The sequence below is a fragment of the Kluyvera sp. STS39-E genome, assembly GCF_040932435.1.
Classification (GTDB): domain Bacteria; phylum Pseudomonadota; class Gammaproteobacteria; order Enterobacterales; family Enterobacteriaceae; genus Kluyvera.
In genome coordinates this window covers 328151-354325 of sequence record NZ_JBFQGA010000002.1, presented here as the reverse complement: position 1 = coordinate 354325, position 26175 = coordinate 328151, and the positions used below count along the sequence as shown (strand labels likewise).

The 26175-nt window shown below is 54.8% G+C and carries 23 protein-coding genes and 1 tRNA gene; 14 read left to right on the top strand and 10 right to left on the bottom strand.

Going from position 1 to position 26175, the window contains the following annotated elements; all coding sequences use genetic code 11:
• Positions 1-91: 91 nt before the first annotated feature.
• Positions 92-304, bottom strand: a complete 213-nt coding sequence (ybcJ, locus tag AB4K05_RS05235) for a ribosome-associated protein YbcJ (RefSeq protein WP_185667069.1) — start codon at positions 302-304, stop codon at positions 92-94.
• 1 nt (position 305) lies between these two features.
• Entirely contained in the window at positions 306-1172 is an 867-nt protein-coding gene (gene folD, locus AB4K05_RS05230; RefSeq protein WP_368478937.1) for a bifunctional methylenetetrahydrofolate dehydrogenase/methenyltetrahydrofolate cyclohydrolase FolD, read from the bottom strand.
• Between the two features lie 253 nt (positions 1173-1425).
• Here folD and AB4K05_RS05225 point away from each other — a divergent pair.
• Positions 1426-1502: transfer RNA gene (locus AB4K05_RS05225), tRNA-Arg, on the top strand.
• A 146-nt stretch (positions 1503-1648) separates the two neighbouring features.
• Positions 1649-2119, top strand: a complete 471-nt coding sequence (gene sbmC, locus AB4K05_RS05220) for a DNA gyrase inhibitor SbmC (RefSeq protein ID WP_368478936.1) — start codon at positions 1649-1651, stop codon at positions 2117-2119.
• 56 nt (positions 2120-2175) lie between these two features.
• Here sbmC and AB4K05_RS05215 read toward each other — a convergent pair whose 3' ends face one another.
• Positions 2176-3432: a serine hydrolase domain-containing protein gene (locus AB4K05_RS05215; protein ID WP_368478935.1), complete on the bottom strand. Its 1257-nt coding sequence runs from the start codon at positions 3430-3432 to the stop codon at positions 2176-2178.
• A 190-nt stretch (positions 3433-3622) separates the two neighbouring features.
• On the opposite strand from AB4K05_RS05215, the gene AB4K05_RS05210 reads away from it, so the two are divergent.
• Positions 3623-4516 (top strand): LysR family transcriptional regulator, encoded by an 894-nt coding sequence (locus AB4K05_RS05210; RefSeq protein ID WP_368478934.1) that lies wholly within the window; start codon positions 3623-3625, stop codon positions 4514-4516.
• A gap of 18 nt (positions 4517-4534) precedes the next feature.
• Here the strand turns inward: AB4K05_RS05210 and AB4K05_RS05205 are convergent, their stop codons facing one another.
• Positions 4535-5374 carry a DMT family transporter gene (locus tag AB4K05_RS05205; RefSeq protein WP_368478933.1) on the bottom strand — a complete coding sequence of 280 codons (840 nt, stop codon included), beginning with the start codon at positions 5372-5374 and terminating at the stop codon, positions 4535-4537.
• 306 nt (positions 5375-5680) lie between these two features.
• On the opposite strand from AB4K05_RS05205, the gene AB4K05_RS05200 reads away from it, so the two are divergent.
• The 6 genes from AB4K05_RS05200 (at position 5681) to AB4K05_RS05175 (ending at position 14117) form a co-directional block, all read left to right on the top strand.
• Entirely contained in the window at positions 5681-7864 is a 2184-nt protein-coding gene (locus AB4K05_RS05200) for a TonB-dependent receptor (RefSeq protein WP_368478932.1), read from the top strand.
• Positions 7865-8008: 144 nt separating this feature from the next.
• Complete coding sequence (gene pheP / locus AB4K05_RS05195; protein WP_368478931.1) at positions 8009-9400, top strand: phenylalanine transporter; 1392 nt, start codon at positions 8009-8011, stop codon at positions 9398-9400.
• A 222-nt stretch (positions 9401-9622) separates the two neighbouring features.
• Positions 9623-10864 (top strand): MFS transporter, encoded by a 1242-nt coding sequence (locus AB4K05_RS05190; RefSeq protein ID WP_368478930.1) that lies wholly within the window; start codon positions 9623-9625, stop codon positions 10862-10864.
• An 18-nt stretch (positions 10865-10882) separates the two neighbouring features.
• Positions 10883-11911 carry a sugar phosphate isomerase/epimerase family protein gene (locus AB4K05_RS05185; RefSeq protein WP_368478929.1) on the top strand — a complete coding sequence of 343 codons (1029 nt, stop codon included), beginning with the start codon at positions 10883-10885 and terminating at the stop codon, positions 11909-11911.
• Positions 11908-13059 carry a Gfo/Idh/MocA family protein gene (locus AB4K05_RS05180; protein ID WP_368478928.1) on the top strand — a complete coding sequence of 384 codons (1152 nt, stop codon included), beginning with the start codon at positions 11908-11910 and terminating at the stop codon, positions 13057-13059. Before AB4K05_RS05185 ends, AB4K05_RS05180 begins: the two co-directional genes overlap by 4 nt.
• Before the next feature lie 77 nt (positions 13060-13136).
• Positions 13137-14117 (top strand): LacI family DNA-binding transcriptional regulator, encoded by a 981-nt coding sequence (locus AB4K05_RS05175; protein ID WP_368478927.1) that lies wholly within the window; start codon positions 13137-13139, stop codon positions 14115-14117.
• On the opposite strand, the gene AB4K05_RS05170 is transcribed toward AB4K05_RS05175, so the two are convergent.
• Both AB4K05_RS05170 and AB4K05_RS05165 read right to left on the bottom strand, forming a co-directional pair.
• Positions 14118-15365 carry a mechanosensitive ion channel family protein gene (locus tag AB4K05_RS05170; RefSeq protein ID WP_368478926.1) on the bottom strand — a complete coding sequence of 416 codons (1248 nt, stop codon included), beginning with the start codon at positions 15363-15365 and terminating at the stop codon, positions 14118-14120.
• Between the two features lie 77 nt (positions 15366-15442).
• The gene (locus tag AB4K05_RS05165) at positions 15443-16870 is read right to left on the bottom strand and encodes an MFS transporter (protein ID WP_368478925.1); all 1428 of its coding nucleotides are present in this window, start codon (positions 16868-16870) and stop codon (positions 15443-15445) included.
• A gap of 107 nt (positions 16871-16977) precedes the next feature.
• On the opposite strand from AB4K05_RS05165, the gene AB4K05_RS05160 reads away from it, so the two are divergent.
• Positions 16978-17847 (top strand): helix-turn-helix transcriptional regulator, encoded by an 870-nt coding sequence (locus AB4K05_RS05160; RefSeq protein ID WP_368478924.1) that lies wholly within the window; start codon positions 16978-16980, stop codon positions 17845-17847.
• Positions 17848-18083: 236 nt separating this feature from the next.
• Here AB4K05_RS05160 and nfsB read toward each other — a convergent pair whose 3' ends face one another.
• From nfsB to AB4K05_RS05145, 3 genes are all read right to left on the bottom strand, one after another.
• Positions 18084-18737, bottom strand: a complete 654-nt coding sequence (gene nfsB, locus AB4K05_RS05155; protein ID WP_368478923.1) for an oxygen-insensitive NAD(P)H nitroreductase — start codon at positions 18735-18737, stop codon at positions 18084-18086.
• Positions 18738-18859: 122 nt separating this feature from the next.
• Positions 18860-19228 carry an MmcQ/YjbR family DNA-binding protein gene (locus AB4K05_RS05150; RefSeq protein ID WP_368478922.1) on the bottom strand — a complete coding sequence of 123 codons (369 nt, stop codon included), beginning with the start codon at positions 19226-19228 and terminating at the stop codon, positions 18860-18862.
• A complete protein-coding gene (locus AB4K05_RS05145) occupies positions 19228-19803 on the bottom strand; it encodes a TetR/AcrR family transcriptional regulator (RefSeq protein ID WP_368478921.1) in 576 nt (191 codons plus the stop codon). The genes AB4K05_RS05150 and AB4K05_RS05145 overlap by 1 nt, the downstream gene beginning before the upstream one ends.
• 167 nt (positions 19804-19970) lie before the next feature.
• Here AB4K05_RS05145 and AB4K05_RS05140 point away from each other — a divergent pair, with 167 nt between their 5' ends.
• Together AB4K05_RS05140 and AB4K05_RS05135 are read left to right on the top strand one after the other, a co-directional pair.
• Complete coding sequence (locus AB4K05_RS05140; RefSeq protein WP_368478920.1) at positions 19971-21095, top strand: MBL fold metallo-hydrolase; 1125 nt, start codon at positions 19971-19973, stop codon at positions 21093-21095.
• A gap of 33 nt (positions 21096-21128) precedes the next feature.
• Complete coding sequence (locus AB4K05_RS05135; protein ID WP_368478919.1) at positions 21129-21476, top strand: RamA family antibiotic efflux transcriptional regulator; 348 nt, start codon at positions 21129-21131, stop codon at positions 21474-21476.
• A 94-nt stretch (positions 21477-21570) separates the two neighbouring features.
• Here AB4K05_RS05135 and AB4K05_RS05130 read toward each other — a convergent pair whose 3' ends face one another.
• Positions 21571-21819: a DUF1158 domain-containing protein gene (locus tag AB4K05_RS05130; RefSeq protein ID WP_368478918.1), complete on the bottom strand. Its 249-nt coding sequence runs from the start codon at positions 21817-21819 to the stop codon at positions 21571-21573.
• 516 nt (positions 21820-22335) lie between these two features.
• Here AB4K05_RS05130 and AB4K05_RS05125 point away from each other — a divergent pair.
• Together AB4K05_RS05125 and AB4K05_RS05120 are read left to right on the top strand one after the other, a co-directional pair.
• Positions 22336-25050 (top strand): cation-transporting P-type ATPase, encoded by a 2715-nt coding sequence (locus AB4K05_RS05125; protein ID WP_368479166.1) that lies wholly within the window; start codon positions 22336-22338, stop codon positions 25048-25050.
• A 54-nt stretch (positions 25051-25104) separates the two neighbouring features.
• Positions 25105-26175: an efflux RND transporter periplasmic adaptor subunit gene (locus tag AB4K05_RS05120; RefSeq protein ID WP_368478917.1), complete on the top strand. Its 1071-nt coding sequence runs from the start codon at positions 25105-25107 to the stop codon at positions 26173-26175.

Here is a 26175-nt window from a genome sequence, read left to right as displayed (position 1 = left end):
GGCAATGCAGCAGGGGGATATTCTGAATTTTCGGCAATAAAAACCCGGCGTTGCACTGCTTCGCCGGGTCATCGTACTGCTGCCGTGAGGCTTACGCTGTGACGGTTACGCTCTGACCTTCAAAGCTGACGGTCTGTCCGGCGACAATTTTGCAGCGTTTGCGGGTTTCTACCGCGCCGTCAACGTTGACCAGACCATCGGCAATGGCGATTTTCGCCTGCGCGCCGCTTTCGCTCCAGCCTTCCAGTTTCAGTAAGTCACAGAGTTCCACATGCGGATGCTTACCCAAAGAAAATGTTGCCATCTTATGCCTTCTCCACGTCGTGATACTCTTCACAAGCCTGTAGGGTGTTTTCAATCAGGGTTGCGACGGTCATTGGACCTACGCCGCCCGGTACCGGCGTGATGTAAGATGCGCGAGCCGCGGCTTCTTCAAACACCACATCGCCGACTACTTTACCGCTTTCGAGACGATTAATCCCGACATCAATCACGATGGCACCTTCTTTGATCCACTCACCCGGAATAAAACCAGGCTTGCCGACCGCGACGATCAGCAGATCGGCGTTTTCAACGTGGTGGCGTAGGTTCTTGGTGAAACGGTGGGTGACGGTGGTGGTGCAGCCAGCCAGCAGCAGCTCCATGCTCATCGGGCGGCCAACGATGTTAGAGGCGCCAATGACCACGGCGTTCAGACCGTAGGTATCGATGTTGTAGCGCTCAAGCAGCGTAACGATGCCGCGCGGTGTGCACGGACGCAGGCGCGGCGCACGCTGGCACAGACGACCTACGTTGTACGGATGGAATCCGTCTACGTCTTTGTCTGGATCGATACGTTCCAATACCTTCACGTTATCGATGCCCGCAGGCAGCGGGAGCTGCACCAGAATGCCGTCGATAGTGGCATCGGCATTCAGGGTATCAATCAGCGTCAGCAGTTCAGCTTCGCTGGTGGTTTCCGGCAGATCGTAGGAGCGGGAGATGAAACCCACCTCTTCGCAGGCTTTACGCTTGCTGCCGACATAAATTTGCGATGCGGGGTTGCTACCAACCAACACAACGGCCAGCCCAGGGGCGCGTTTTCCGGCCGCAACTCGCGCCTTCACTTTTTCCGCAACCTCAGAGCGCACCTGCTGCGCAATCGTTTTACCGTCAATAATCTTTGCTGCCATCAGGGGAAATATTCCATCTGTCATTAACGAAGGGGGGATGTATATATTTTGTCAGATGCGAGGCTCGCTGTCAGTTATCGTTTGCGTGTTTTCAGCGGAAAGTGATTTTGCCCAACTGTTGAGCGATTGTTGGTGGCACTTTATCCACTGCTGCGTTCAACGCAGGTTTCATGCGGAAATGGATTGACTCACCTGCTAGTGACCGTATAATTCCACGCGCTTCACCCTATCAAGAAGTTTTGACTTCCCCAGTGCGCCCTTAGCTCAGTTGGATAGAGCAACGACCTTCTAAGTCGTGGGCCGCAGGTTCGAATCCTGCAGGGCGCACCATTTTCTCCGCCAATCTCAATATTGCTGCCCTCACTACGCTCTGAATAAGAGTGCGAATCTGCTCACATATTGCCCACGCTCCGTTTGTCTTAATGGCAAAATGTGAATTACACTGTATGTAATTACAGTATGTTAACGGAGGCAGTATGGACTACGAGGTTAAGCAGGTTAAGTCGCGCAAAATAGCCGGTTTTCATATGGTTGGGCCGTGGGAACAGACGGTAAAACAAGGTTTTGAGCAGCTTATGATGTGGGTGGATGGCCAGCAAATTCCCGCTCAGGAGTGGCTCGCCGTTTATTACGACAATCCTGATGAAGTGCCGGCGGAAAAGCTGCGCTGCGATACGGTGGTGTCGGTGGCAGATGATTTTGTTGTGCCGCCGAACAGCGAAGGTGTGATGACCTCGGAAGTGGCAGGCGGCTTATATGCTGTCGCATTGGCACGCGTTGAGAATCATGATTTCGCCACGCCTTGGTATCAATTCTTTGACAGCCTGCTGAAGGACGAAAGTCACCAGATTGCCCCGAAGCCCTGTTTCGAAATTTACCGTAATAACGGTGCCGAAGACGGCTACTGGGATATTGAGATGTACGTGGCGGTAGAAGCGAAAGCGTAACGCCAGACGCAAAACGGCGTCATCAGGGTCTCCATCCCTGATGACGCTGGCTGTGTTTAGCGCAGTGCGTTGGCGATGGCACTAAACATCAGTGATGCTTCAAGCGGTTGAGCGCTGAAAGATGGCTCTGCCTGTGGCCATGTTGACCATTGCACTATCACCAAATTTTCCGCACGGTTAACCATGATCATCTGTCCAAAAATACCCAGTGCCCACATAGAGCCTTTGAGCGTGTCTTTTTGTTCAGGGATGACGTTTTTTGCGTTAACCGGCACTTCGTTGTTCCACCACTGATAGCCGTAAATGCCCTTAGGGTGCGCGGCAGAAACCGATTTTTTTGCCGTATTCCAGTTTGCCGATTGGCTAACCCAATCCTTTGGAAGTATCTGGGTGCCATCCGCGAGACGACCTTCGTGCATCACGAACTCACCAAAGCGTCCCCAGTCTTCTAGCGTGGCGTTAAAACCGTGTGCGCCAACGTCATGTTGATCTTTAGCGTACGCATGCCATACGCCGTCATTCGCCATGCCGTACGGTTGCCAGATAGTCTTTTCGAGGTAGTGAGCTAACGTCATGCCCGTTGCGCGCTCCAAAACGTCGCCTAACAGCCATGCACCACCGGAGGAATAAGACCAAACCTCACCGGCTGGATGTGTGCGTTTCAGGCCGGAAACGAGCGCGCGGACGCAGTCATAAGTGCCGGGATGCGCCTCGCACTGGGTCAGTTTGGCGAAGTCTGACTGCGGATTGGTGTAGTCTTCGCTCCACGCCACGCCGGAGGTGTGTTGGATGAGCTGCTTTAAGGTCACGCCGTCCCAGGCCGTGCCTTTGAGATCCGGTTCATACTGGGTGACGAGGTCGTCTAAGGAATGAATCTTGCCTTCTTGGATTGCGGCACCAACCAGCACAGAGACCACTGATTTTCCAACTGAACGGGAAGTCCACAGCGTGGTATCGGTATTGCCTTCGCCGAGGTATTTCCATGCCACTTTACCGTTTTTTAGCACCAGCATGCCGCTGACATTCTGTCGCTTGATGTAATCCTGCAAATTCCACCGCTGGCCGTTAACCTGATAGCTCGCCTGGCGAAGGGGTTTATCGGCAGCCTCCAGCGGCGTTGCCTTGCCGTGGTGGAAAACATCGCCCTGATAGTTACGATAATCATTACGAAAACCAATCACCCGCTCGGCTTGGCTCCAGGTCAACATTTTTTGGGTATTCGGCAATGTGTTATCAAAAGGCGCGGGACAGGAGGTCAACTCGGTGCCTTTACAGGCGGCAATGGCCGGGGAAGAAAGCAGAGCGCTAGCCATCAAACTCGCCACAAGACAATACTTCGCAGATGATATTTTTTGGTTATTATTCATAGTGTTCTCGATTTAAATGTAAACTCACTGGTTCGTTACCCTGAAGGTTCGGGATACAGGCAGTATAAAAATCGACGACCTATAATAAAAAACGCTTAATGGGGGAAAAACCCCCGCATATTGGCTGGAGATCGTTTTGCCATCATTGTCCTATTCACTTGCGCAATTAGAAGCTTTTACCGCCGTGGCCGAGTGCACCAGTCTCGTGAAGGCCGCCGCTAAATTAGGCAAAGATCGCACTACGCTGCGCGATCTTATCGATCTGCTGGAAGACGGCTTGGGCTATGCGCTGTTTGTCCGCGAAGGACGATCGCTTCAGCTGACGGTGGAGGGGGAACTGCTGCACCGTCAGGCACATTTATTGATACGGCAGGCGCGGGCATTTGAGCAGTTTGCCCATCAGGTACCGGCGAATGAGGTCCAAGAACTGAGCGTTGTCTACGACACCTTTACCCCGCGTGGATTTATTTATGGCTTGATTGCCTTTATGGCACAGCGGCGTATTCGTCTCAGTATGACCTGTATGCCGCGTGAACAGGGGGAGCTTGCGCTGGCGCAAGGGCAGGCCGATCTCGGTTTTTACCAGGCGAACAACCGCAGTATCGGTAACGAAATGGAGTGGCGGGCGTTAGGGACGATTGAAATGGATTTTTATGCCGCTCGCACGCTTTTTACCGATGTCTCCATGCCATGCTCGCTGCTCTCGCTTTCCCTGACTCCGCAGATTGTTATGCATGCGGTATCCGATGTGCCGGTATCGCGACGTCTGCAAATTGCTGGCAACATCATCTTTACCAATGAGCGAGAGATGCTGCGCAGTTTGATGGAAGCGGGCTGTGGATGGGGCTTTTTGCCCACCCATTTTCAGGCGGAAAGCTGGCACAATGTCGTCGCTATCCCAACGGTGGTGGGCAATAGCGGAATTAGCCAGACCATGGTGACCATCTGGCAGCCGGGAAATGACAAACGCAGGATTATTGACGCGACGCTTGCCGAACTGCCTGCGCTTTGGCGCAGCGCGTGCCCCTGATGAAAGGGGCCGGCGAGATCACTTTCTTGTACGACGTTGATAATCCGCCGCAATCACTAGCCCTATCCCGGTAAGCGTTATTACAATCGCCAGCAGCATTCTGCCGTCAATCGCTTCCCCCATAAACAGCAGGCCACCTAAAGCCGCTAGGCAAGGCACGCTTAGCTGCAGGGTGCTGGCGGTGGTTGGGCTGAGATGGGGTAGCAGGGCGTACCAGAGCAAATAGGCCGCGCCGGACATCAGTGCGCCGGAAGTGACCGCCAGCGCAACACCAAACGCATCGGCCTGAATGTGCATACCGCTGACGGCTAAAACCAGCAGCGCCAGTGGGACCGCGAGAATAAAATTCCCAGCCGTCGCAGCGGCGGCATTTTGGACTTTTTTCCCGGTAATACAGTACATCGCCCATGCGAAACCAGAAATCATCATCAGCAGCGCCGCGCCGCCGGAAGGATGCCCCGCACCGGGTAACAGCAGTAGCGCCAATCCACCCATTGCCATCAACATGCCAAGACTCTTAAGCCACGTGAGCCGCTCGCCGTGCGCCAATCCCCAAACCGTCATCACCACCTGTACGGTGCCAAACAGCAGCAGTGCGCCCGCTGCGGTGGTAAGCGACAGATAGGCCAGTGAAAAGGCGAAAACGTACAGCGCCAGCAGCATCGCGTTAAGGAGATTAAATTCCGGCTTTTTTCTTATGCCCGGCAGCTGTAGCAATAAAAACAGCGCCACAGCCCCGCTTAAAAGACGCAGGCTGCTAAAAGAGATGGCGTCCATATGCAGCCCTTTCAGCGCCAGCCGACACAGGAGTGAATTGGCCGCAAAAGCGACCATCGTGAGAATAATTTTGAGCAGCACACGCGCCCCTTAATTTTACCGGTTAGGGGAATTATGCGTCAGGCAGCCACGCGCAGCGCCATTTTTTATGCAAACAAGCAAAATAACGCCATGTAATTAATAAGGTTATCCGCTTATGTTTCATTCATTTTGCCTTGATCGCGCAACGATAATGAGTATAGTTCTCAGTCTCTTTTTTATTCACTAGTTTGATACGGCAGACTCAGCAATCGGTGAGCATTTATCACAGGGGGTTCTGAGGCGTGAGGTCACGATAACCTGCTGACAGCACTGGTGAATTTTTTTATTGATACCAGGGATCTTCTCATGAATGCAAAACTCTCCGCGCTGGCATTGGCGATAAGCGCCGTTGTTCCTGCCGCGAACGCTGCCACAACCAATACTGTTACCGCGAGCCCAAATCAGCCTGAAACCATGGTAGTACAGGGCGTTGGCAGTAGCTTTACCCCCGGTGGTGAAGAGCTGGTTCCAGCCTATCTCGATGGGCAGATTGCTCACGGTGGACGGCTCGGGATGCTGGGCGAACAAAAGGCGATGGACGTGCCGTTCAACGTCATCGGTTACACCTCACAGCTGGTGCAGGACCAGCAGGCCAAAACAATAGCCGATGTGGTTAAAAACGATGCTGGTGTGCAGGCGGTACAGGGCTACGGTAACTTCGCCGAAACCTACCGCATCCGTGGCTTTAAACTCGATGGCGATGATATGACCATGGGCGGGCTCTCGGGCGTTGTGCCGCGCCAGGTGGTCGATACCCAGATGCTAGAACGTGTTGAAGTCTTTAAAGGCGCAAACGCGCTGGTGAACGGTGCGGCCAGTTCCGGCGTGGGCGGAATGATAAACCTTGAGCCGAAACGCGCGGAAGATATCCCGACGACGCGTATTGGCGTGGACTACACCGGTGACTCGCAGGTTGGTGGTTCGCTGGATGTGGGGCGTCGTTTTGGTGATGACAACCAGTGGGGCGCCCGCGTGAATGTGCTACACCGCGAAGGGGAAACACGCATTGAAAATGACAAGCGTCGCACCACGCTGGCTTCATTGGGCCTCGACTACCGTGGCGATCGTTTCCGTTCCTCATTCGATTTTGGCTACCAGAAAAAAACCTTCCACGGCGGCGAGATGGGCGTGGGATTCGCGGCGATTAGCGAAGTCCCTGACGTACCGAGCAACACCAAAAGCACTGGCCAAAAATGGGGCTACAGCAATATTGAGAACGAATTCGGCATGGTAAAAGCGGAATACGATCTGACCGATAGCTGGACCACTTATGCCGGACTCGGTGCGCAGCACGCACACGAAGAGGGGATCTATGCCACGCCTAAGCTGACGAATATCAACGGTGATGCCACCGTAGGGCGTTTGGATACCAACCGTATTATCGATAGCTTCAGCGGCATGGGCGGTATTCGTGGCAACTTTGCTACCGGCGTTGTTTCCCATAAGGTAAACATTGGCTATTCGGCGCAGGTCCGCAGCGATGCGACCGCTTGGCGCATGTCTAATAGCAAGACAAACCCAACCACCAATATCTACAATAATAACGGCGTTACCATGCCGAATTACGCCTCTACGGGCGGCAACTACCACGACCCGCTGACCACCGCGCGTAACCGTACTCAGGGCTGGCTGTTCAGCGACACCTTAGGCTTCTTTGATGACTCGCTGCTGTTCACCGCCGCTGCCCGCAATCAAAAAGTGGTTATCCGTAACTACAGCAATAGCACCGGTCTGGAAACCACGACCTCAAGCTTTACCGAAAGCCGCTGGATGCCAACCTTTGGCCTAGTCTACAAGCCGTGGGAAACGCTTTCACTGTACGCTAACCATACCGAAGCGCTGCAGCCTGCGAGCAACGCGCCGAGTACGGCGAAAAACTTTGGTCAGAGCATCGGGATTGCCCACTCTAAGCAGGATGAAGTGGGGGTGAAAATTGACTATCAGCGCGTGGGCGGCTCACTGTCGCTGTTCCAGATTACCAAGCCCTCCGGCGTGCTGGATAGCGACCAGTACTATCGGATGGACGGCGAACAGCGCAACCGCGGCGTAGAGTTGAACGTCTTTGGCGAGCCGGTATTAGGCCTGCGCCTGAACGGCAGCACGCTGTGGATCGATCCTGAGATGACCAAAACCAAAGGCGGTCTGAACGACGGTAACGATGCCATTGGCGTATCTCGTTTCTATGCGGTGCTGGGCGCGGAGTACGATATCAAACCGGTCGATGGCCTGACGGCCACCGCGCGCGTGAATCATACCGGCTCTCAGTATGCCGATTCTGCCAATACCAAGAAGCTAGATAGCTACACCACGCTGGATCTGGGCATGCGCTACCGTATGCACCTGAACCAAGAACAAAACGATCTGGTGTGGCGCGTAGGGATCACCAACGTGACCAACGAAAAATACTGGTCTGGCGTCGATGACCTCGGGGTCTATCTGTACCAGGGCGAGCCACGTACGTTGAAAGTGTCGGTGAGCTACGACTTCTAATCCATTGCTATAATAGGGATATCGCCCCGGGAGTGACGGCTTTCGGGGTTTTTTGTTATTGGGGGCGGGGTACTGATTGCCTTGCGACAAGCTGCGCTAAGTGTTAAAAGGTGCCCCTTCATATTTATGCAACAGGGGTTAGACGTGAGAAACGCGTCATCAGCATCCAGCCAGAATCAACCGGATGCCTCGTCGGACAATATCCCGACGCTTCACCGCGGGTTACAAAACCGCCATATTCAATTAATCGCCCTCGGCGGTGCTATCGGCACCGGACTGTTCCTCGGTATCGGCCCAGCTATTCAAATGGCAGGCCCGGCTGTGGTTCTCGGTTACGCGATTGCCGGTGTTATCGCTTTTATGATCATGCGTCTGCTCGGCGAGATGGTTGTGGAAGAGCCGGTATCAGGGTCATTTGCTCATTTTGCTTATAAATATTGGGGGCCGTTCGCCGGATTTCTTTCTGGTTGGAACTACTGGGTAATGTTCGTGCTGGTAGGCATGGCCGAACTGACCGCCGCCGGGATCTATATGCAATATTGGCTGCCGGACATTCCAACGTGGGTATGGGCCGCAGGCTTCTTTATCCTCATTAACGCCGTCAACCTCGTTAACGTGCGTCTGTATGGGGAAACTGAATTCTGGTTTGCGCTGATCAAAGTGCTGGCGATTATCGGCATGATTGGCTTTGGTATCTGGATGCTGATGTCTGGCAAAGGCGGGGACCACGCTGGTATCGATAACCTCTGGCGTTTTGATGGCTTCTTTGCCACCGGCTGGCAGGGGTTGATTCTGTCGCTGGCGGTGATCATGTTCTCCTTCGGCGGACTGGAGCTTATCGGCATCACGGCGGCGGAAGCGCGCGACCCGGAAAAGTCGATCCCGAAAGCCGTAAACCAGGTGGTTTACCGTATTCTGCTGTTTTATATCGGTTCGCTGATTGTATTGCTGGCGCTGTATCCGTGGGTTGAGATCAAATCTGATAGCAGCCCATTTGTGATGATTTTCCACAATCTCGACAGCAACCTGGTAGCATCGGCGCTGAATTTCGTCATTTTGGTCGCATCACTATCGGTCTATAACAGCGGCGTCTATTCCAACAGCCGTATGCTGTTCGGCCTCTCCGTGCAGGGCAACGCGCCGCGCTTTTTAACCAAAGTCAGCCGTCGTGGCGTGCCGGTGAACTCGTTGATCCTCTCCGGGACCATCACCTCGCTGGTGGTATTGGTGAACTATCTGCTGCCGCAGAAAGCGTTCGGCCTGCTGATGGCGCTGGTGGTAGCGACGCTGCTGCTGAACTGGATAATGATCTGCATGGCGCACCTCAAATTCCGCGCCGCGTTGCGCCGTAAGGGACGCGAAGCGAAATTTAAAGCGCTGTGGGCACCTGCCAGCAACTATATTTGCATTGCCTTCCTGCTGATGGTGTTTGTGCTGATGTGCACCATGGACGGCATGCGCTTGTCGGCGATCCTGCTGCCGGTATGGGTGCTGTTCCTGTACGTGGCATTTAAGATGTTATGCCGTAAAGCCTGATTACGCCGACCGTAGGCCGGAAAAGGCAACGCCGCCATCCGGCAATGGCCGCCATCTCGTTTGAGAGGCGGCCTGACTTTCACTCTCCTACCCAATAATCACGGCATTATTTTAATCGTGACTCCCCTCCCAAATTCACCACAACTCACGGGATCTTTATTTTGTAATCGATTACTTTTCACTTGAACTGTTTTTGTAATCGATTACTTTGAGGGTGAAAACATGGTCTCTACAACGCAAAATTCAGAAAATAGCGGCGTACAGCACCGGCTGCTGGTGCCGCGGCTATCATTGATGATGTTTATGCAGTTCTTTATCTGGGGGAGTTGGTCGGTCACGCTTGGTCTGGTGATGAGTCAGCATAATATGTCCTTACTTATCGGCGACGCCTTCTCGGCGGGGCCGATTGCCTCGATCCTCTCACCGTTCGTGCTGGGGATGCTGGTCGATAGATTCTTCCCGTCGCAAAAGGTGATGGCGGTGATGCACCTGATGGGCGCGGCTATCTTATGGTTTGTCCCGCAGGCGCTGGTCGCGGAAAACGGTGCGCTGCTGATTGGGCTGCTGTTTGGCTACACGCTTTGCTATATGCCAACGTTGGCGCTGACCAACAATATTGCTTTCCACAGCCTGAATAACATCGACAAAACCTTCCCGGTAGTGCGCGTGTTCGGCACCATCGGCTGGATTATCGCCGGGATCTTTATCGGCGTGACGGGCATTTCCGATACCACCGGTATCTTCACCTTGGCAGCACTTTGCTCGGTGATACTTGCGGTCTACAGTCTCACGCTGCCGCACACGCCAGCACCGGCTAAAGGCCAGCCGCTCAAACTGCGCGATCTGTTCTGCGCCGACGCTTTCGCGCTGCTGAAAACCCGGCACTTTCTGGTATTTGCTATTTGCGCCACGCTAATTTCCGTCCCGCTGGGTACCTATTACGCCTATACCGCATCGTTCCTTGCGGATGCGGGCGTTGCGGATGTCAGCACGGCGATGTCGTTTGGTCAGATGTCGGAAATCGTCTTTATGCTGATAATCCCGCTGCTGTTCCGCAGACTGGGGGTTAAGTACATGCTGCTCATTGGCATGCTGGCGTGGTTCGTGCGCTACATGTTCTTTGCGCTGGGCATCAACGAAGAGACGCGCTTCCTGCTGTACCTCGGCATTCTGCTGCACGGCGTGTGCTATGACTTCTTCTTCGTGGTGGGCTTTATCTATACCGACCGCATTGCCGGGGAAAAGGTGAAAGGGCAGGCGCAGAGCATGGTGGTGATGTTCACCTACGGGATTGGCATGCTGCTGGGCTCGCAGATTTCCGGCGCGCTGTACAACCAGTTGGTGGCAGGGCAGACCGTGCCGCAGGCGTGGGTGAACTTCTGGTGGATCCCAGCGGTCGCTGCGGTGGTTATCGCGTTTATTTTCCTGGTCTCGTTTAAATACGATGAAAAAGAGCAGGCGTAATTTTATTAAGGAGGGAGTATGAAAACCATTAAGGGGCCGGGCATTTTTCTGGCCCAGTTTATCGGCAACGAAGCGCCGTTTAATACGCTTGATGGGCTGGCCGAATGGGCGGCAGGGCTTGGATTCAAAGCCCTGCAGCTGCCGTGTAATCATCCGAAGATATTTAATCTTGAGCAGGCGGCGGCAAGCCAAACCTACTGCGATGAAATAGCCGGGCGTCTGGCGGTTCATGGGCTGGTTATTAGCGAACTCTCCACTCACCTTGAAGGCCAACTGATTGCCGTCAATCCGGCCTATGATCAGGCATTTGACGCCTTTGCGCCCGCAGCGGTCAAGGGCAACCCGGATGCACGGCAGCGCTGGGCGGCTGCGAGCGTGAAACAGGCCGCGCAGGCGTCGGCACGGCTAGGACTTAAGGCTCATGCGACATTTTCCGGTTCGCTGGCTTGGCCGTTCTTCTACCCTTGGCCGCCGCACAACGCCGCGCTGCTTGATGAGGCGTTTGATGAACTGGCTAAGCGCTGGCGGCCAATCCTCGATTGCTTTGACGAACACGGCATCGATCTGTGCTACGAAATTCATCCTGGTGAAGATCTCCATGACGGCGTGACCTTCGAGCGTTTTCTCGACAAGGTCGATAACCACCCGCGCTGCCAGATGCTGTACGACCCAAGCCATCTGCATTTGCAGAATATTGATTATCTGGCTTGGCTTGATATCTATCACTCGCGCATTCGGGCGTTCCACGTTAAGGACGCTGAGTTCCAGCGCAACGGACGCAGCGGCGTCTACGGCGGCTATCAAAACTGGCAAAACCGCGCCGGACGTTTCCGATCGCTTGGCGACGGCGATATCGATTTCAAAAAGATCTTCAGCAAGCTTACCCAGTACGATTTCGACGGTTGGGCGGTGATGGAGTGGGAATGTTGCTTGAAGGATGCGCAGACCGGCGCACGAGAGGGCAGCGAATTTATTAAGCGGCATATCATTCCCGTCTCCGCACGGGCATTTGATGACTTTGCCGCAGGCAGCGAGGTGCGGGGATGATTAAGGTCGGTATCGTCGGCTCCGGGTTTATTGGCCCGGCGCACATTGAAGCGCTGAGGCGTCTGGGCTTTGTTGAGGTGGTGGCGCTGTGCGACGCGTCGCTGGAGCAAGCTCAGGAAAAGGCGCGCCAGCTCAATATTCCCCACGCCTACGCGGATGTTGACGCGCTGCTGGCGCACCCGGGGCTTCAGGTGGTGCACAACTGCACGCCGAATTTCCTGCATGCGCAGGTGAATCGGCAGATTTTACGCGCCGGTAAACACGTCTTTTCTGAGAAACCGCTGTGTATGACTGTGGAAGAGGCACGTGAACTGGAGCAGCTAGCGCAGGAGGCCGGCGTGGTACACGGCGTGAGCTTTGTCTACCGTCAGTTTGCGATGGTGCAGCAGGCGGCGAGCATGGTACGTGACGGCAGCGCCGGGCGGCTTTTTTCTGCCTATGGCGGCTATCATCAAGATTGGATGCTGTTAGAAACGGATTTTAACTGGCGCGTCGATGCCCAGCAGGGCGGCGTCTCCCGGGCGGTGGCGGATATTGGCTCCCACTGGTGCGATACCGTGCAGTTTGTTACCGGTCGACGTATTGTCGAGGTGATGGCTGATTTGGCTATCGTTTGGCCGACGCGTAAAGCCAGCATCGCCGGCGGAGCAACCTTCAGCGAGCATCACCCCGACGCGCAGTATCAGGATGTGCCGGTCACGACCGAAGATGCCGGCTCGGTTCTGTTCCGCTTTGATGATGGCAGCAAAGGCTGCTTTAGCGTTTCACAGGTCAGCGCCGGGCGCAAAAATCGCCTCCATTTTGATATCAACGCCAGCCACTGCTCGCTGTCGTGGGACCAAGAAACGCCACAGCAGCTTTGGATAGGCCAGCGCCAGCAGGCGAACCAACAGCTTAGCGACGATCCTAGCTTGTTAAACTCCGATATTGCTGGGCTGGCACATTTTCCTGGCGGTCACAGCGAAGGTTGGCCGGATGCCTTTAAAAATATGATGCTCGGTTTTTATCAGGCCGTTTGCGAGGGCAAAATGCCTGATGAGCGCGCACGCCGTTTTGCCTCATTTAGCGAGGGCGCGAATGTGATGTATATCATTGATGCAATAGTAAAAAGCCATCAACAGCGGCGCTGGGTCAGCGTTGAACAATAACCCTGTGCCCGGTACGCCGGGCACGATTTTTATGATAGCCTGCACGCAAAGCATTAACTGCAGGGAATAGCGTAGCTATGTCAATTCAGAAAATCGCCCAGCTGGCGGGGGTCTCCGTGGCAACCGTATCACGCGTGCTAAATAACAGCGATACGGTGAAGGCGAAAAACCGCGAGCGGGTATTGCAGGCGATAAAAGAGAGTAACTATCAGCCTAACCTGCTGGCGCGCCAGCTGCGCACGGCGCGTAGCTCAATGATCCTCGTGATGGTGTCGAACATCGCCAACCCGTTTTGCGCCGAAGTGGTGAAGGGAATAGAAGAGGCGGCAGAGAAAAACGGCTACCGCATTCTGCTGTGTAATTCCGGCGCCGATATTGAACGTTCCAAATCTGGCCTGCGTTTACTGACGGGGAAAATGGTTGACGGCATTATTACCATGGACGCCTTTAGCAAACTGCCCGAACTGACCACCGTTATCGGCGATGCACCCTGGGTGCAGTGCGCGGAGTACGCCGATGCGGGCGCGGTCTCCTGCGTCGGTATTAACGACGTCGATGCTGCTGAACATGCGGTGGGTTATCTGGCAGCGCAGGGGCGACAACGTATTGCTCTGATTAATCATGATTTAAGTTACAAATATGCCCGTCTGCGCGAGCAGGGCTATCACGCGGTGCTCACGCAGCGTGGGCTTGTGCGTCACGCCGTGGAGTATGCCAACGATCTCAGCGCGGCGGCTGGCAAGGCGGCGATGCAAAATCTCCTGGCGATGAATCCGCGTCCGGATGCGGTGTTTGCCGTTTCCGACACGCTGGCGGCAGGCGCGATGCGCGCCATTGAACAGGCTGGCTTGCAGGTGCCCGAGGATATTGCGGTGATTGGTTTTGATGGCACCGAACTGGCGGAAATGGTGTCGCCGCAGCTCACCACCGTTGAGCAGCCTTCAAGGGAAATTGGCGCTAAAGCGGTAGAGCTGCTGCTGAACAAAATTGAAAACCCGGACGTGCCAACCGAACGGGTGATGCTGGACTGGCGCTTTATTTCACGCGCCAGCGCCTGATTACGACTGCCCGAACGCGCCCGACAGGGCGCGAATATCATTGCCGGTCGGCGATTGATGAATGCGTAAACCAAACTCTTCCACCACCGCAAAAATATGGTCAAAGATATCGGCCTGAATGCTCTCATATTCTGCCCATACCACGGTGTTGGTAAAGGCATATATTTCAATCGGCAGACCATTATTATCCGGTGCCAACTGACGCACCATCAGCGTCATATCTTTGCGAATATTTGGGTGATTACGTAGATACTCATTCAGATAGGCGCGGAAGGTGCCGATATTGGTCATCTTACGCAGGTTAAGCACCGACTCACCGCTACCGTGCTGCTGGTTCCATAGCGTAATTTCCTCATGCCTAGAGTCCATATACGGTTTTAACAGCCTAGCCTGAATTAAGCGTTGCTGTTCCTGCTCGTCGAGAAAATGGACGCTGGTAGTGTCAATATTGATACTGCGCTTAATTCTCCGCCCGCCGGAAGCCGACATCCCGCTCCAGTTTTTAAACGAGTCAGAGACCAACGACCAGGTAGGGATCGTGGTAATGGTGTTATCCCAGTTGCGCACTTTGACGGTGGTTAAGCCAATATCGGTCACCGCGCCGTCCGCACCATATTTCGGCATTTCCAGCCAATCACCGAGCTTGAGCATATCGTTGGCGGAAAGCTGAATACCCGCCACCAGACCGAGAATGGGGTCTTTAAATACCAGCATCAATACCGCTGCCATCGCCCCGAGGCCGCTAATCAAAATCGCCGGTGATTGTCCCAGCAGCAAGGAGATTATCAAGATGCCAACTAGAATCGCACTGACCAGCTTAACGCCTTGGAATATCCCCTTTATCGGTAGCTGAGATGCCACCGAAAACTTCTGTGACAGATTAAAAATAACGTCGAGCAGGGAGAAAAATGACAGCAGGGCGTATAGCATGACCCACAGTTGGGCCACGGTGGTTAATATTTGCGCCGCATCACTGCCTTTTTGCAGCCACAGCACCGCCTGCACGTTGACAATTATCCCTTGCAGCGTAAAGGCCAGACGGTGAAAAAGTTTGTTCTGCGTGATGATTTGCAGCCATAAACGACTGCTGGCCTGGGCGCGTTTTTCAAAGGTACGAAGTACCAACCGATGCAGTATCAGATGGACAATGATGGCAGTGAGAAAAATAATACCAAAGATAATCACAAGCGAATTGGTATGGTTTATTTCAATGCCCATTTCTTCGATTTGGGTGATCAGTTCCTGCATAACGTCTCCTATATAACCAGCCCTTTATAATGGACAGGCTGGATATATTATGCAAATCGCTATACAGGAACTTAACTTTAAGTGGTAGAAAGTACCGGGCTGCGGTTTAAATGATGACGCAGGCCGACGGCGATCATCGCCAGCAACATCATCATCACCGCCTCCACGCCAAGAAAACCAATCATGGCCTGCGGATAGCTACCGTGGTGGTTGCGTACCAGCGCTAGCAGCAGCGAGCCAAATACCGCCGGGCCAAGTCCCATTGTCGCCTGTTGTATCGTACTGAGCAGCGCGCTGCCCGCGCCGGCGTCATTGGCGGTAATATCGCGCATCCCCACCCGGTAGAAACAGTTCACAATTAGCGCCTGACCGTAGCCAATCAGTACCGTCGATGGCACCAGCGTTAAGGCGCTGGTGGTCTGTCCATAGCGGTGGAACGTTTCCATCAGCAGCAGCAAACCGCCTACTTGCACCGCTAGACCGGCCAGCAGAATGCGTCCCATGCTGTAGCGCGCAATCAGTTTCGGTGCGTATAGCGCCGAGAGGAAATAGGCGACGCCAAGAGCGACAAAACTGTTGCCCGATTGCCACGGTGCCATGCCCAAGCCAGATTGCATGGTGAGCGCCATGCAGAACATAAAACCGGACCAGACGCTAAAAAACAGCAGCGCAATCAGCATACCAAAGCGAATGCTGGTCAGTTTTAGCAGTCTTGGCGGTAGCAGCGGATGCCCGCCATTGCGTTCTTTATGCAGAGCGCTGGCGCGCATCCACAGCAGCAGAGGAATAATGGCCAGCAGCATCAAACGCATTGACCACGGCCAGTGCAGTTCGGGCCCCAGCGCCATGGGGAATAGCAGGCAGCAAAGTATAAGCCCCAAACTCAGCGTCCCTTGCCAGTCGATGCTGGTGTGTTCGTCGCGACGGGTTTCCGGTATGTGGCGACGGCTAAAGGCCAGCACCAGCAGACCAATCGGCACATTGATGAAAAACGCGTTTCGCCAGCCGAGACCGGCGATGTCTGCCGATACCAGCCATCCGCCAAACATCTGACCGACGATAAACGAGATCCCGCCGATGCCGCCGTACAGGCTGATGGCGCGGGCATGCGCGGTGCCTTTTAGCGTGACATGCAAGGTGGCGAGAATTTGCGGCACAATCAGCGCCGCACCTGCGCCCTGCAGCGTGCGGGCGGCCAGCAGCGCGGTAATGGACTGGGCGAGGCCGCACCAGAGCGAGGCGAGACTGAACATCGCCACGCCCCACATAAACAGGCGACGACGGCCGTAGTTGTCGCCAAGCTTACTGCCCATCGCTAGGCACACGGCAAATGCTACACCGTACAGCGCCACGATAAGCTCAAGCTGGGTGGCGCTCGCGTGCAACGATGCGGTAATGGCGTCGAGGGCGACGTTAGTGATTGAGGCGTCGATTTGCGGCAACATCAGGCCGGTAAGCAGCAGGAAAAGCCCTGCGCGGCCGGGGGAAACAGCAGACGTTTTCATGGTAACTCCATTGCGTCATTCAGCGATTGGCCGTAGCATCGCTGATAAGATAAACGGGTACCAGTTCCTGGTTATACTGGTACTGGCGCTACTATGCTGGAGATATCATGAGCCTCATCAGCCACAGTGAAACCGACGTATTGTCCGCACGACGTGACGACAGCCGTAAGCAGCTCGGTGCATTTCTTCGGGCGCGGCGGGAAAGTCTTGAGCCGCAACGGCTGGGCTTGCCACGCAGCGGACGTCGGCGCACGCCGGGGTTGCGCCGGGAAGAGGTCGCCATGCTGGCGGACGTCGGTGTGACTTGGTATACGTGGCTTGAGCAGGGGCGAGAGGTGAATCCATCGACGGCGGTGATGCAGGCTATTGCTGAAGCCCTCCAGTGCAGCCCGCTAGAAACACGCCATCTGTTTGTGCTGGCAGGCTTAACGCCCCTTGAATCAACCAACGCCCCCCAGTGCGAAGGCATCAGTCCCGGCGCGCGGCGCATGCTGGACGGTTTGCTGCCGCATCCGGCCAGCGTCCAGAAGCCCAATTTTGATATTGTGGCGTGGAATGATGCTTTTTGTCAGCTGATGGGCGTCGATTTCACCACGATTCCTGAAGATGAACGGAATTGTATCTACCTGTACCTGACCCACCCCGGTTGGCGCAGCAGGCTGGCAAATCGCGATGTGCTGGCGACTTTTGTTGCCTATTTCCGCGCCGCTATGGCTGAACATCGGGGAGAACCTGAGTGGGAAAACAAACTGGCACGTTTCTTCGCGGCTTCCGCCGAATTTGAGGCGCTATGGCATCAACGCTATGAGGTGCGCGGTGTCGAAAACCAGATTAAAACCTTCCATCATCCTGAGTTTGGCGATTTCCAGCTACAGCAGATGTACTGGTACTCTGCGCCGCGAAATGGCTCGCGTCTGCTGGTCTATTTACCGGTAGATGAGGCTGGGGAAGCGGTGCTGGCGAAGCTGGCGCGTTGATTTGTTCCACACCGTTTTGCCTGATGGCGCTGCGCTTATCAGGCCTACCTGACGAAAGCCCGCCCTTGTAGGCCGGATAAGGCGTTTGCGCCGCCATCCGGCAACGTGCTCGAAATGCCTGATGGCGCTGCGCTTATCAGGCCTACTGGCGAAAGCCCGCCCTTGTAGGCCGGATAAGGCGTAACGCCGCTATCCGGCAATTGGCACAGATGTACCTGATGGATAGCGGTATACGATTAAATCTCAGTCATCACCGTCGCTTCAGGCAAGCGGGACTTCGGCAGCGCTTTGTTGAAGTCTTCCACGCTGTGGTGTCCTACCGGCACAACCACCAGGCTGGTGAAGCCTTTCTCTTTCAGGCCAAATTCGGCGTCCAGTATCTCTGCATCAAAGCCTTCAATTGGCACGGCGTCCAGACCCATAGCCCCCATCGCGAGCAGGAAGTTACCGACGTTCAGATAGGTCTGGCGAGCGGCCCATTGGTCATCATCGTGATGGACTTTACGGTGCAGGTCTGCAAAGAAGGTGCGGCCTTTGTGGTTAGCGGCTTTGGCTTCGGCGGTGGCGAAACGACCGTCAGCTTCTTCCTGATCCACCACTTTTTCCAGCCATGCATCGTCAATGGCGGTTTTGGCGCAGAACACCACCACGTGAGAGGCGTCGAGCATTTTACGTTCGTTGAACACGTAACCACCCGCCGCGGATTTTGCCACGCGTGCTTTGCCTTCGTCGGTGCTGGCAACGATAAAGTGCCACGGTTGGGAGTTGGTGCTGGATGGGCTATAGCGCAACAGCGTTTTGAGATTGGCTGCCTGCTCAGCGGTCAGTTTTTTGCTGGCGTCGAAAGCCTTGGTGGAATAGCGCGCTAAAGCAACGGATACGATATCCATAAACACTCCTGAATGATAAAGACACCGCCAATCGGTGCGTTGAATCACAAGAGGGTAACGCGCTGATTCGCAAATGAGAAGGGTGTTTAATGCGATAACACTTATCGCATTAAACGCATAATCTAAACAGGACGCACCCGTTGCTGGACGCGTTTAGGCAGCTTATTGACCACCAGATTCCACGAATCTTCAATCAGGCTGTTCAGCAGTGGGACAGTGATTTCCTCGCCCGGATAAACCGAAATCCAGTGCTTTTTGTTCATGTGGTAACCCGGTTTGATATGCGGGTAGATAGCTTGATGCAGCAGCGACATTTCAGGGTCAGCCTTCAGGTTGATGATAGGCTCGCCGCGCAGAGTGGATTTGAGCATAAACATTTTGCCTTCGACCGTGAAAACGTCGTATTCCGGTCCGAATGGCCAGTAAATATCGGAGAAGGGAAGGGTGAGCGCAAACTCGTGTGCGCACTCATGCAGCGTTTTACCGTCCATTAGTCATCCTCTGCAAGCGCCAGCCACATCGCTTCAAAGCCGAGCGCTTTCAGTTTATCGGCTCGCTCGGGCTCGCGGCTGGCAAATACAATAGTTGCTTCAGCAAGTGATAAAAACAGCGCGTCGCCAAAGGCACGAAAGTCATCGGACATAAATACCGGGCGCACCGAGCGCTGGCAAAGCTTTTGCAGCTCCGGGAACATGGCCCGCACCTGCTCGATGGTTTCGTCGGTGATTTTTTCGCTCACTGCCATGCGGCGGATGGCCTGGTGCCCAGTGGGATTGCGGACGCCCCAGTCAATGTAGCTGTTCCAGATACTGTGGGTAAAATCTTTTGGCGAGGCGTTATCGATAAGGCCGTTGAGCATGGCTTGGCACAAGTCACTTTTCAGATGCAGATAAAGCGCATTCAGCAGGTCGTCTTTGGTGGCGAAATAGCGAAACAGTGTGCCTTCAGCTACCCCCGCGCTGCGCGCGATTGTCGCAGTTGATGCGGCAATACCCGACTGGGCAATAGCGCTGGTGGCAGCTTCCAGTAACGCTTGTTTTTTATCTTCACTCTTCGGACGAGCCACTACACTTTACCTCTCTGACTGTAAAAAAAAACTGATTGAACCATGTTGAGGCCAGTGACTTCAACGCCGATTGTCAAATTTTGAAAATTGCTTGACGATTTTTTCCGCCTCTTTCTATAATGAGTGCCTACTCACTCATAATCAACTTTTTTCGTGTGGCTTCTCGGATGAGGCCGGTCTCGGGTCAGGACATGAAACGTTTCATCATCAGTGTGGTTGCCATCATGCTTATCGCCAGTGCAGCAAGTTTACCTTTCGTCCTGAATGCCGGTTTCGGCCAGGCTCCGCAGGGTGCGGAGAAGAGCCAAATTGAGCGCTCGCCGAACTACCGTGACGGAGCGTTCCATAACACCCTGCCGACCCCAGGATTTACTGGCGATCAAAACATGGTCATGGCGTGGTGGGAGTTTTTAACCGCGAAGCGCGAGAACGCGCGTCCGCAGCAACCGTTGCCGCTGGTGCCGACCGATCTCAGCACGCTGCCGCTGCAGCAAGACACCATGATTTGGTTGGGCCACTCGTCGTGGTATTTGCAGCTGTCCGGTAAGCGCATCCTGATCGACCCGGTATTTAGCAGCTACGCTGCACCGTTCTCGTTTTTGAATAAAGCATTCGACGGTAACTATCCGTGGCACGCCGCCAATATGCCGGAAATCGATCTACTGATTATTTCACACGACCACTATGACCACCTCGACTACGCCACCATCAAGGGGCTGATGCCGAAGGTTAAGCGTGCCGTGGTGCCGCTGGGCGTTGGCTCACACCTGCGCTACTGGGGGATGAAAGATGAAGTTATTACCGAGGCCGACTGGCAGCAAAGCGTCACCATTAGCGATGCTTTAACCGTTCACCTGCTGCCAGCGCGTCACTTTTCCGGGCGAGGTTTGAAACGTAACCAAACGCTATGGGCCAGCTTTATGTTCGTGACGCCGACGCAGAAGATTTACTACAGCGGCGATAGCGGCTACGGCCCGCACTTCAAGGCCATTGGTGAACAGTTTGGCAAGGTGGATGTCGCCATCTTGGAAGATGGTCAGTACGACCAGGATTGGCGCTATATCCATATGATGCCGGAACAAACCGCGCAGGCGGCGGTTGACCTTAACGCTCAGCGCATATTGCCGGGCCATGCTGGCCGCTTCGTGCTGGCAAAACACAGCTGGGACGATCCGTACAAACGGCTCGCTCAGGCTTCTAAAGATAAGGCGTATCGGCTGTTGACGCCGATGCAAGGTGAGCCGGTATGGCTTGCCGACACAACGCAAACATTTCGTGCCTGGTGGGAATAACCACCGATTGTAGATAAACGAGGGGAGAGGGGTATGACTGAATTAGCCACTCAGGTGATCGATACACTGGTCGAATGGATTGACAATAATCTGCATCAACCACTGCGTATTGATGAAATTGCCCGCCGGGCGGGATATTCAAAATGGCATCTACAGCGCATTTTCTTAGAACATAAAGGGGAGAGCCTGGGCCGCTACATTCGGCAGCGTAAGCTGAATTTGGCGGCGGATGAGCTATGTACGACCAATCAAAAGGTTTATGACATCTGCCTCAAGTACGGTTTTGATTCCCAGCAGACGTTTACGCGGATTTTTACCCGTACGTTTAATCAGTCGCCTGGAGCTTACCGGAAGGTGAACCACCGACCACGTGCACATTAACTACCTGATGGCGCTACGCTTATCCGGTCTACCAGGCTACCGCTGCTTTGTAGGCCGGATAAGGCGTTTACGCCGCCATCCGGCAGATGCCCCCTCAATCCGCCAGCGAAAACCAGCGTCGCCACACATAGCGCATCAGCAGATACTCAACGGTACCCAGCGCCAAAAACCACGCGCAAAAAAGCACGGTATAGAATTGGCTCAGATCCATAAAATGGAAGGTCTCAACCAGCTTTTGCGCCAGCGTCAGCCCCAGCGAAGGTGCCGGCAGCAGCAGGCAGGAGAGAAACGCCATCAATAAAATACCAGCGGCGGTCATCAGAGATTCAAGCGGATGCTTCATGCAATGTTAATCTTTAGTTAAAAATATTATTGTCCGGTAATTTTTAATGGAACGCAATGTTTCTAATATAATAAGTATTCCCATGTGTAAATAATAATAAATAACAAACTCTACGAACATATTCGTAGAGGAGGAGTTAAATAATATTCATGGTTAAATTAATTTATTATTCCGTAAATAAACGTCATGCTCCTGATAATAATTTTACAAAAGTATAGGTGCCGTATCCAACCAGCGTGGCAATCACGATGGCCAGTGCGATGTACAGCGCCAGGCGGCGTCCTTGGTAGATTCCGAACATAAGCAACCTCGTTTAGATAGGGTTTAGGGATATTCTGTAATATTGATATTAGTAAATCAACTTAATGTCGTTTTGAAATTTAATCAACCCATGGTCTTGTGCAGAAATACAAAATCTTGGGCTGAAGAATATATTTAACTACGTCGCCTTGGCCAGAAAGTGAATTCAGGCTTTCCGTTAGCAGGAATTTAAAAGGAACCGCAATTTTGTCGAAAATGATGAATGTTCAGAATGTGCCGCACGCAGACAACGCTGCGCAAGAGCACGCCTATCAGCTCTCTGCGCAGAAAGTTTTGTCGCAGATGAACAGCCAGCCCGAGGGGCTTAACGCGACCGACGCCGAAAAGCGTCAGCACGTCTATGGCCCGAATGCGCTACCTGAAAAGAAAGGAAAGCCGGCCTGGCTGCGTTTCCTCGCGCATTTCAACGATGTTCTTATCTACGTCCTGCTGGCCGCTGCTGCGTTGACCGCAGTGATGGGCCATTGGGTCGATACCGCCGTGATCCTCGGCGTAACGGTAGTTAATGCCCTGATTGGTCATATTCAGGAAAGCAACGCGGAAAAATCGCTGAAAAGCATTCGCAACATGCTGTCTAGCGATGCGCAGGTGATCCGCGACGGCAACCACATGACGGTGCCAACCACCGAACTGGTGCCGGGCGATATCGTTGTGCTGCGCGCCGGCGACCGTATTCCTGCAGACATGCGCCTGATTGAAGCGCACAACCTGCGCGTGGAAGAGGCGATCCTGACCGGTGAGTCTACCGTCGTCGACAAACACACCGACTCCCTACAGGGCGAGTTACCGCTGGGCGATCGTACCAACATGCTTTTCTCTGGCACCACGGTAAGCGCTGGTGGCGGAAAAGGTGTGGTGGTCGCGACCGGTCAGGAGACTGAGCTGGGTCATATCAACCAGATGATGGCGGGCATCGAAAAACACCGTACGCCGCTGCTGGTACAGATGGACAAGCTGGGCAAAGCGATCTTCGCCATTATTCTGGCGATGATGGTCGCACTCTTCGTCTTCAGCATGCTGCTACGCGATATCCCGCTGGGTGAACTACTGCTGTCGCTGATTAGCCTCGCGGTTGCCGCCGTGCCGGAAGGTCTGCCAGCCATTATCTCTATTATTCTCTCCCTGGGCGTTCAGGCAATGGCGCGCAAGCGGGCGATTATTCGCAAGCTGCCGACCGTGGAAACCTTAGGGGCGATGACGGTGGTCTGCTCGGATAAAACCGGCACCCTGACCATGAATGAAATGACCGTCAAAGCGATTATCACCGCCGATGCCTGCTACCGCGTGGACGGCAACAGCTACGAGCCGCACGGCAGCATCTATCTGGAAGGCTGCGACACGGCGGTTAAAGTCCAGCCGTACACCGTGCTGGAAAAATACCTCCGCACTATCGATCTGTGCAACGACAGCCAGCTGGTTCAGGATGCCGATGGGCATTGGGGGATCACCGGCGGCCCAACAGAGGGCGCATTGAAGGTGTTGGCGGCGAAGGCTGGCCTCGAATCGCTGCGTAGCCAGCTGATTGCGAAAATCCCGTTTGATTCACAGTACAAATATATGTCCACCCACTTCAACCTCGACGGTGAAGAGACGGTGATGGTCACCGGCGCGCCAGATGTCCTGTTCGCCCTGTGTCAGTCGCAGCAGACCGCCCGCGGCACGATGCCGTTCGACCGTGGCTACTGGGAGTCTGAAATGGCGCGCTTTGCCAGCCAGGGGCTGCGTATGGTGGCGGCTGCGACCAAACCGGCGACTGCTGGACAGACAACACTCGACCATAGCGACCTGCAGGAAGGTCTGGTATTCCTCGGCATTGCCGGGATGATGGACCCGCCGCGCCCGGAAGCGGTTGACGCTATCCACACCTGCCAGAATGCAGGGATCCGCGTGAAAATGATCACCGGCGACCACCCGCAGACGGCGATGAGCATTGGTCAGATGTTGGGTATTCGTAACAGCAGTGAAGCTATGACCGGCTACCAGCTGGAGCACATGGACGACGCCGAGCTTGCCAAAGCGGCGGTTGAGTACGACATCTTTGCCCGTACCAGCCCAGAGCATAAGCTGCGTTTGGTGAAAGCCTTGCAGGAGAACGGTGAAATCGTCGGTATGACCGGTGATGGCGTCAACGATGCGCCGGCGCTGCGCCAGGCTGATGTCGGCATCGCCATGGGTATCAAAGGCACCGAGGTGACCAAAGAGGCCGCCGATATGGTCCTGACCGATGACAACTTTGCCACCATCGCCAGCTCGGTTAAAGAAGGTCGTCGCGTTTACGACAACCTGAAAAAGACCATTTTGTTCATCATGCCGACGAACCTGGCGCAGGGGCTGTTGATTATTATCGCGCTGCTGGCGGGTAACATTATTCCGCTGACGCCGGTACTGATCCTGTGGATGAACATGGCAACTTCCGCCACGCTCTCCTTCGGTCTGGCCTTTGAGGCGGCCGAGCGTAACGTGATGAATCGCCCGCCGCGTAAAACCGGCCAGCACGTGATGGATGCCTATGCCGTATGGCGTGTGGCCTTCGTCGGCTCGATGATTGCCATCGCCGCGTTTATCCTCGAAGCTTGGCTGGCTCCACGGGGCCATAGCGCTGAGTTTATCCGCACCGTGCTGTTGCAGATGCTGGTGACCGCGCAGTGGGTTTACATGATTAACTGCCGCAGCAGCGACCGCTTCTCCTTAAACAGCGGCCTGCTGAAAAACAAAGGCATCTGGCTGGTGACCGGCGTCCTGCTTCTCCTCCAGTTGGCGATTATCTACCTGCCGCTGATGCAGACGCTGTTTGGTACCGAAGCGCTGCCACTGCGCTACTGGGGCATCACCCTCGTCATCGGTGTAGCGATGTTCTTGGTTGTTGAAGTCGAAAAACGCCTGACCCGCCGCTTCCGTAAAACCGCATAGTAAAAAGCCGTCCCTCTGCCCGCGCAGAGGGACGCTGACCTGCAAGGACTCCCGATGAAAACAACACTTCGTTTTGCCTTAATGGCATGCGGGCTGGCTTACTGCACGCTTGCATCAGCCTCGGTTCCGGTGCGTATCGCCACCGCCGAACGTGCGCCGCATGCGGCAGAGCGCCAACTGCCTGGCCGCGTAGAAGCCATCCACGCCGTTGATATCCGCGCCCGTACCGAAGGCACCATCGTCCAGCGTCACTTCCAAGACGGTCAGGAGATCAAAAAAGGCGATCCGCTGTTTACCCTCGATGATGCCCAGCCGCGTGCGGCGATGGCGTTAGCGCAGGCTGAGCTCAAAAGCGCGCAGGCATCGCTTCGTCAGGCGCAGCAGCTGCTGACCCGCTACCAGAGTCTGAAGTCCAATCAATCGATCAGTCGTAACGATGTGGATACGGCACAGATGCAGCGCGACGTGGCTGCCGCCGCCGTCGAGCAGGCGAAAGCGCGGGTCAACGCACAGCAAATTATCCTCGATTACACCCGCATCACCTCCCCGGTGAGTGGGCGCGTGGGGCACAGCGCCTTTCACGTCGGTGGCCTTGTCAATCCCGCCAGCGGCGTATTGGTAGAGATAGTCCAGCTCGATCCGGTGCGCGTGAGCTTTGCGCTTGATGAGTCGGCGTTTTACAGCAAAGCCGGAGAGCACACCGATATCCGCGCGCTGAAGGCCGCTTGGCTTGCGCAGATTACCCTCGACGGCAAGCGTGAAGATGGCGTGCTGACCTCGGTCGATAACCGTATCGATGCGCGTACTGCAAGCGTTGCCGTGCGCGCCGAGTTTGCTAATCCGCAGCATCGACTGCTGCCGGGCGGTAACGTCAACGTGACGCTGCGTCCGCGGACGTTAAATGACAGCGTGATGATCCCCGCATCGGCGGTACAACAGGATGCACAGGGCTACTTTAGCTGGGTGTTAAAGGCGGACAACACCGCCTACCAGCGCCGTCTTGAACTGGGCGGCCAGCAGGGACAGTCCTTTGCGGTTGCGAAGGGACTCGATGCCGGCGAGCGCGTGGTGGTCGAAGGCGCACAGCGTCTTAGTAACGGCGCTGCCGTTCAGTTACTGAACTAA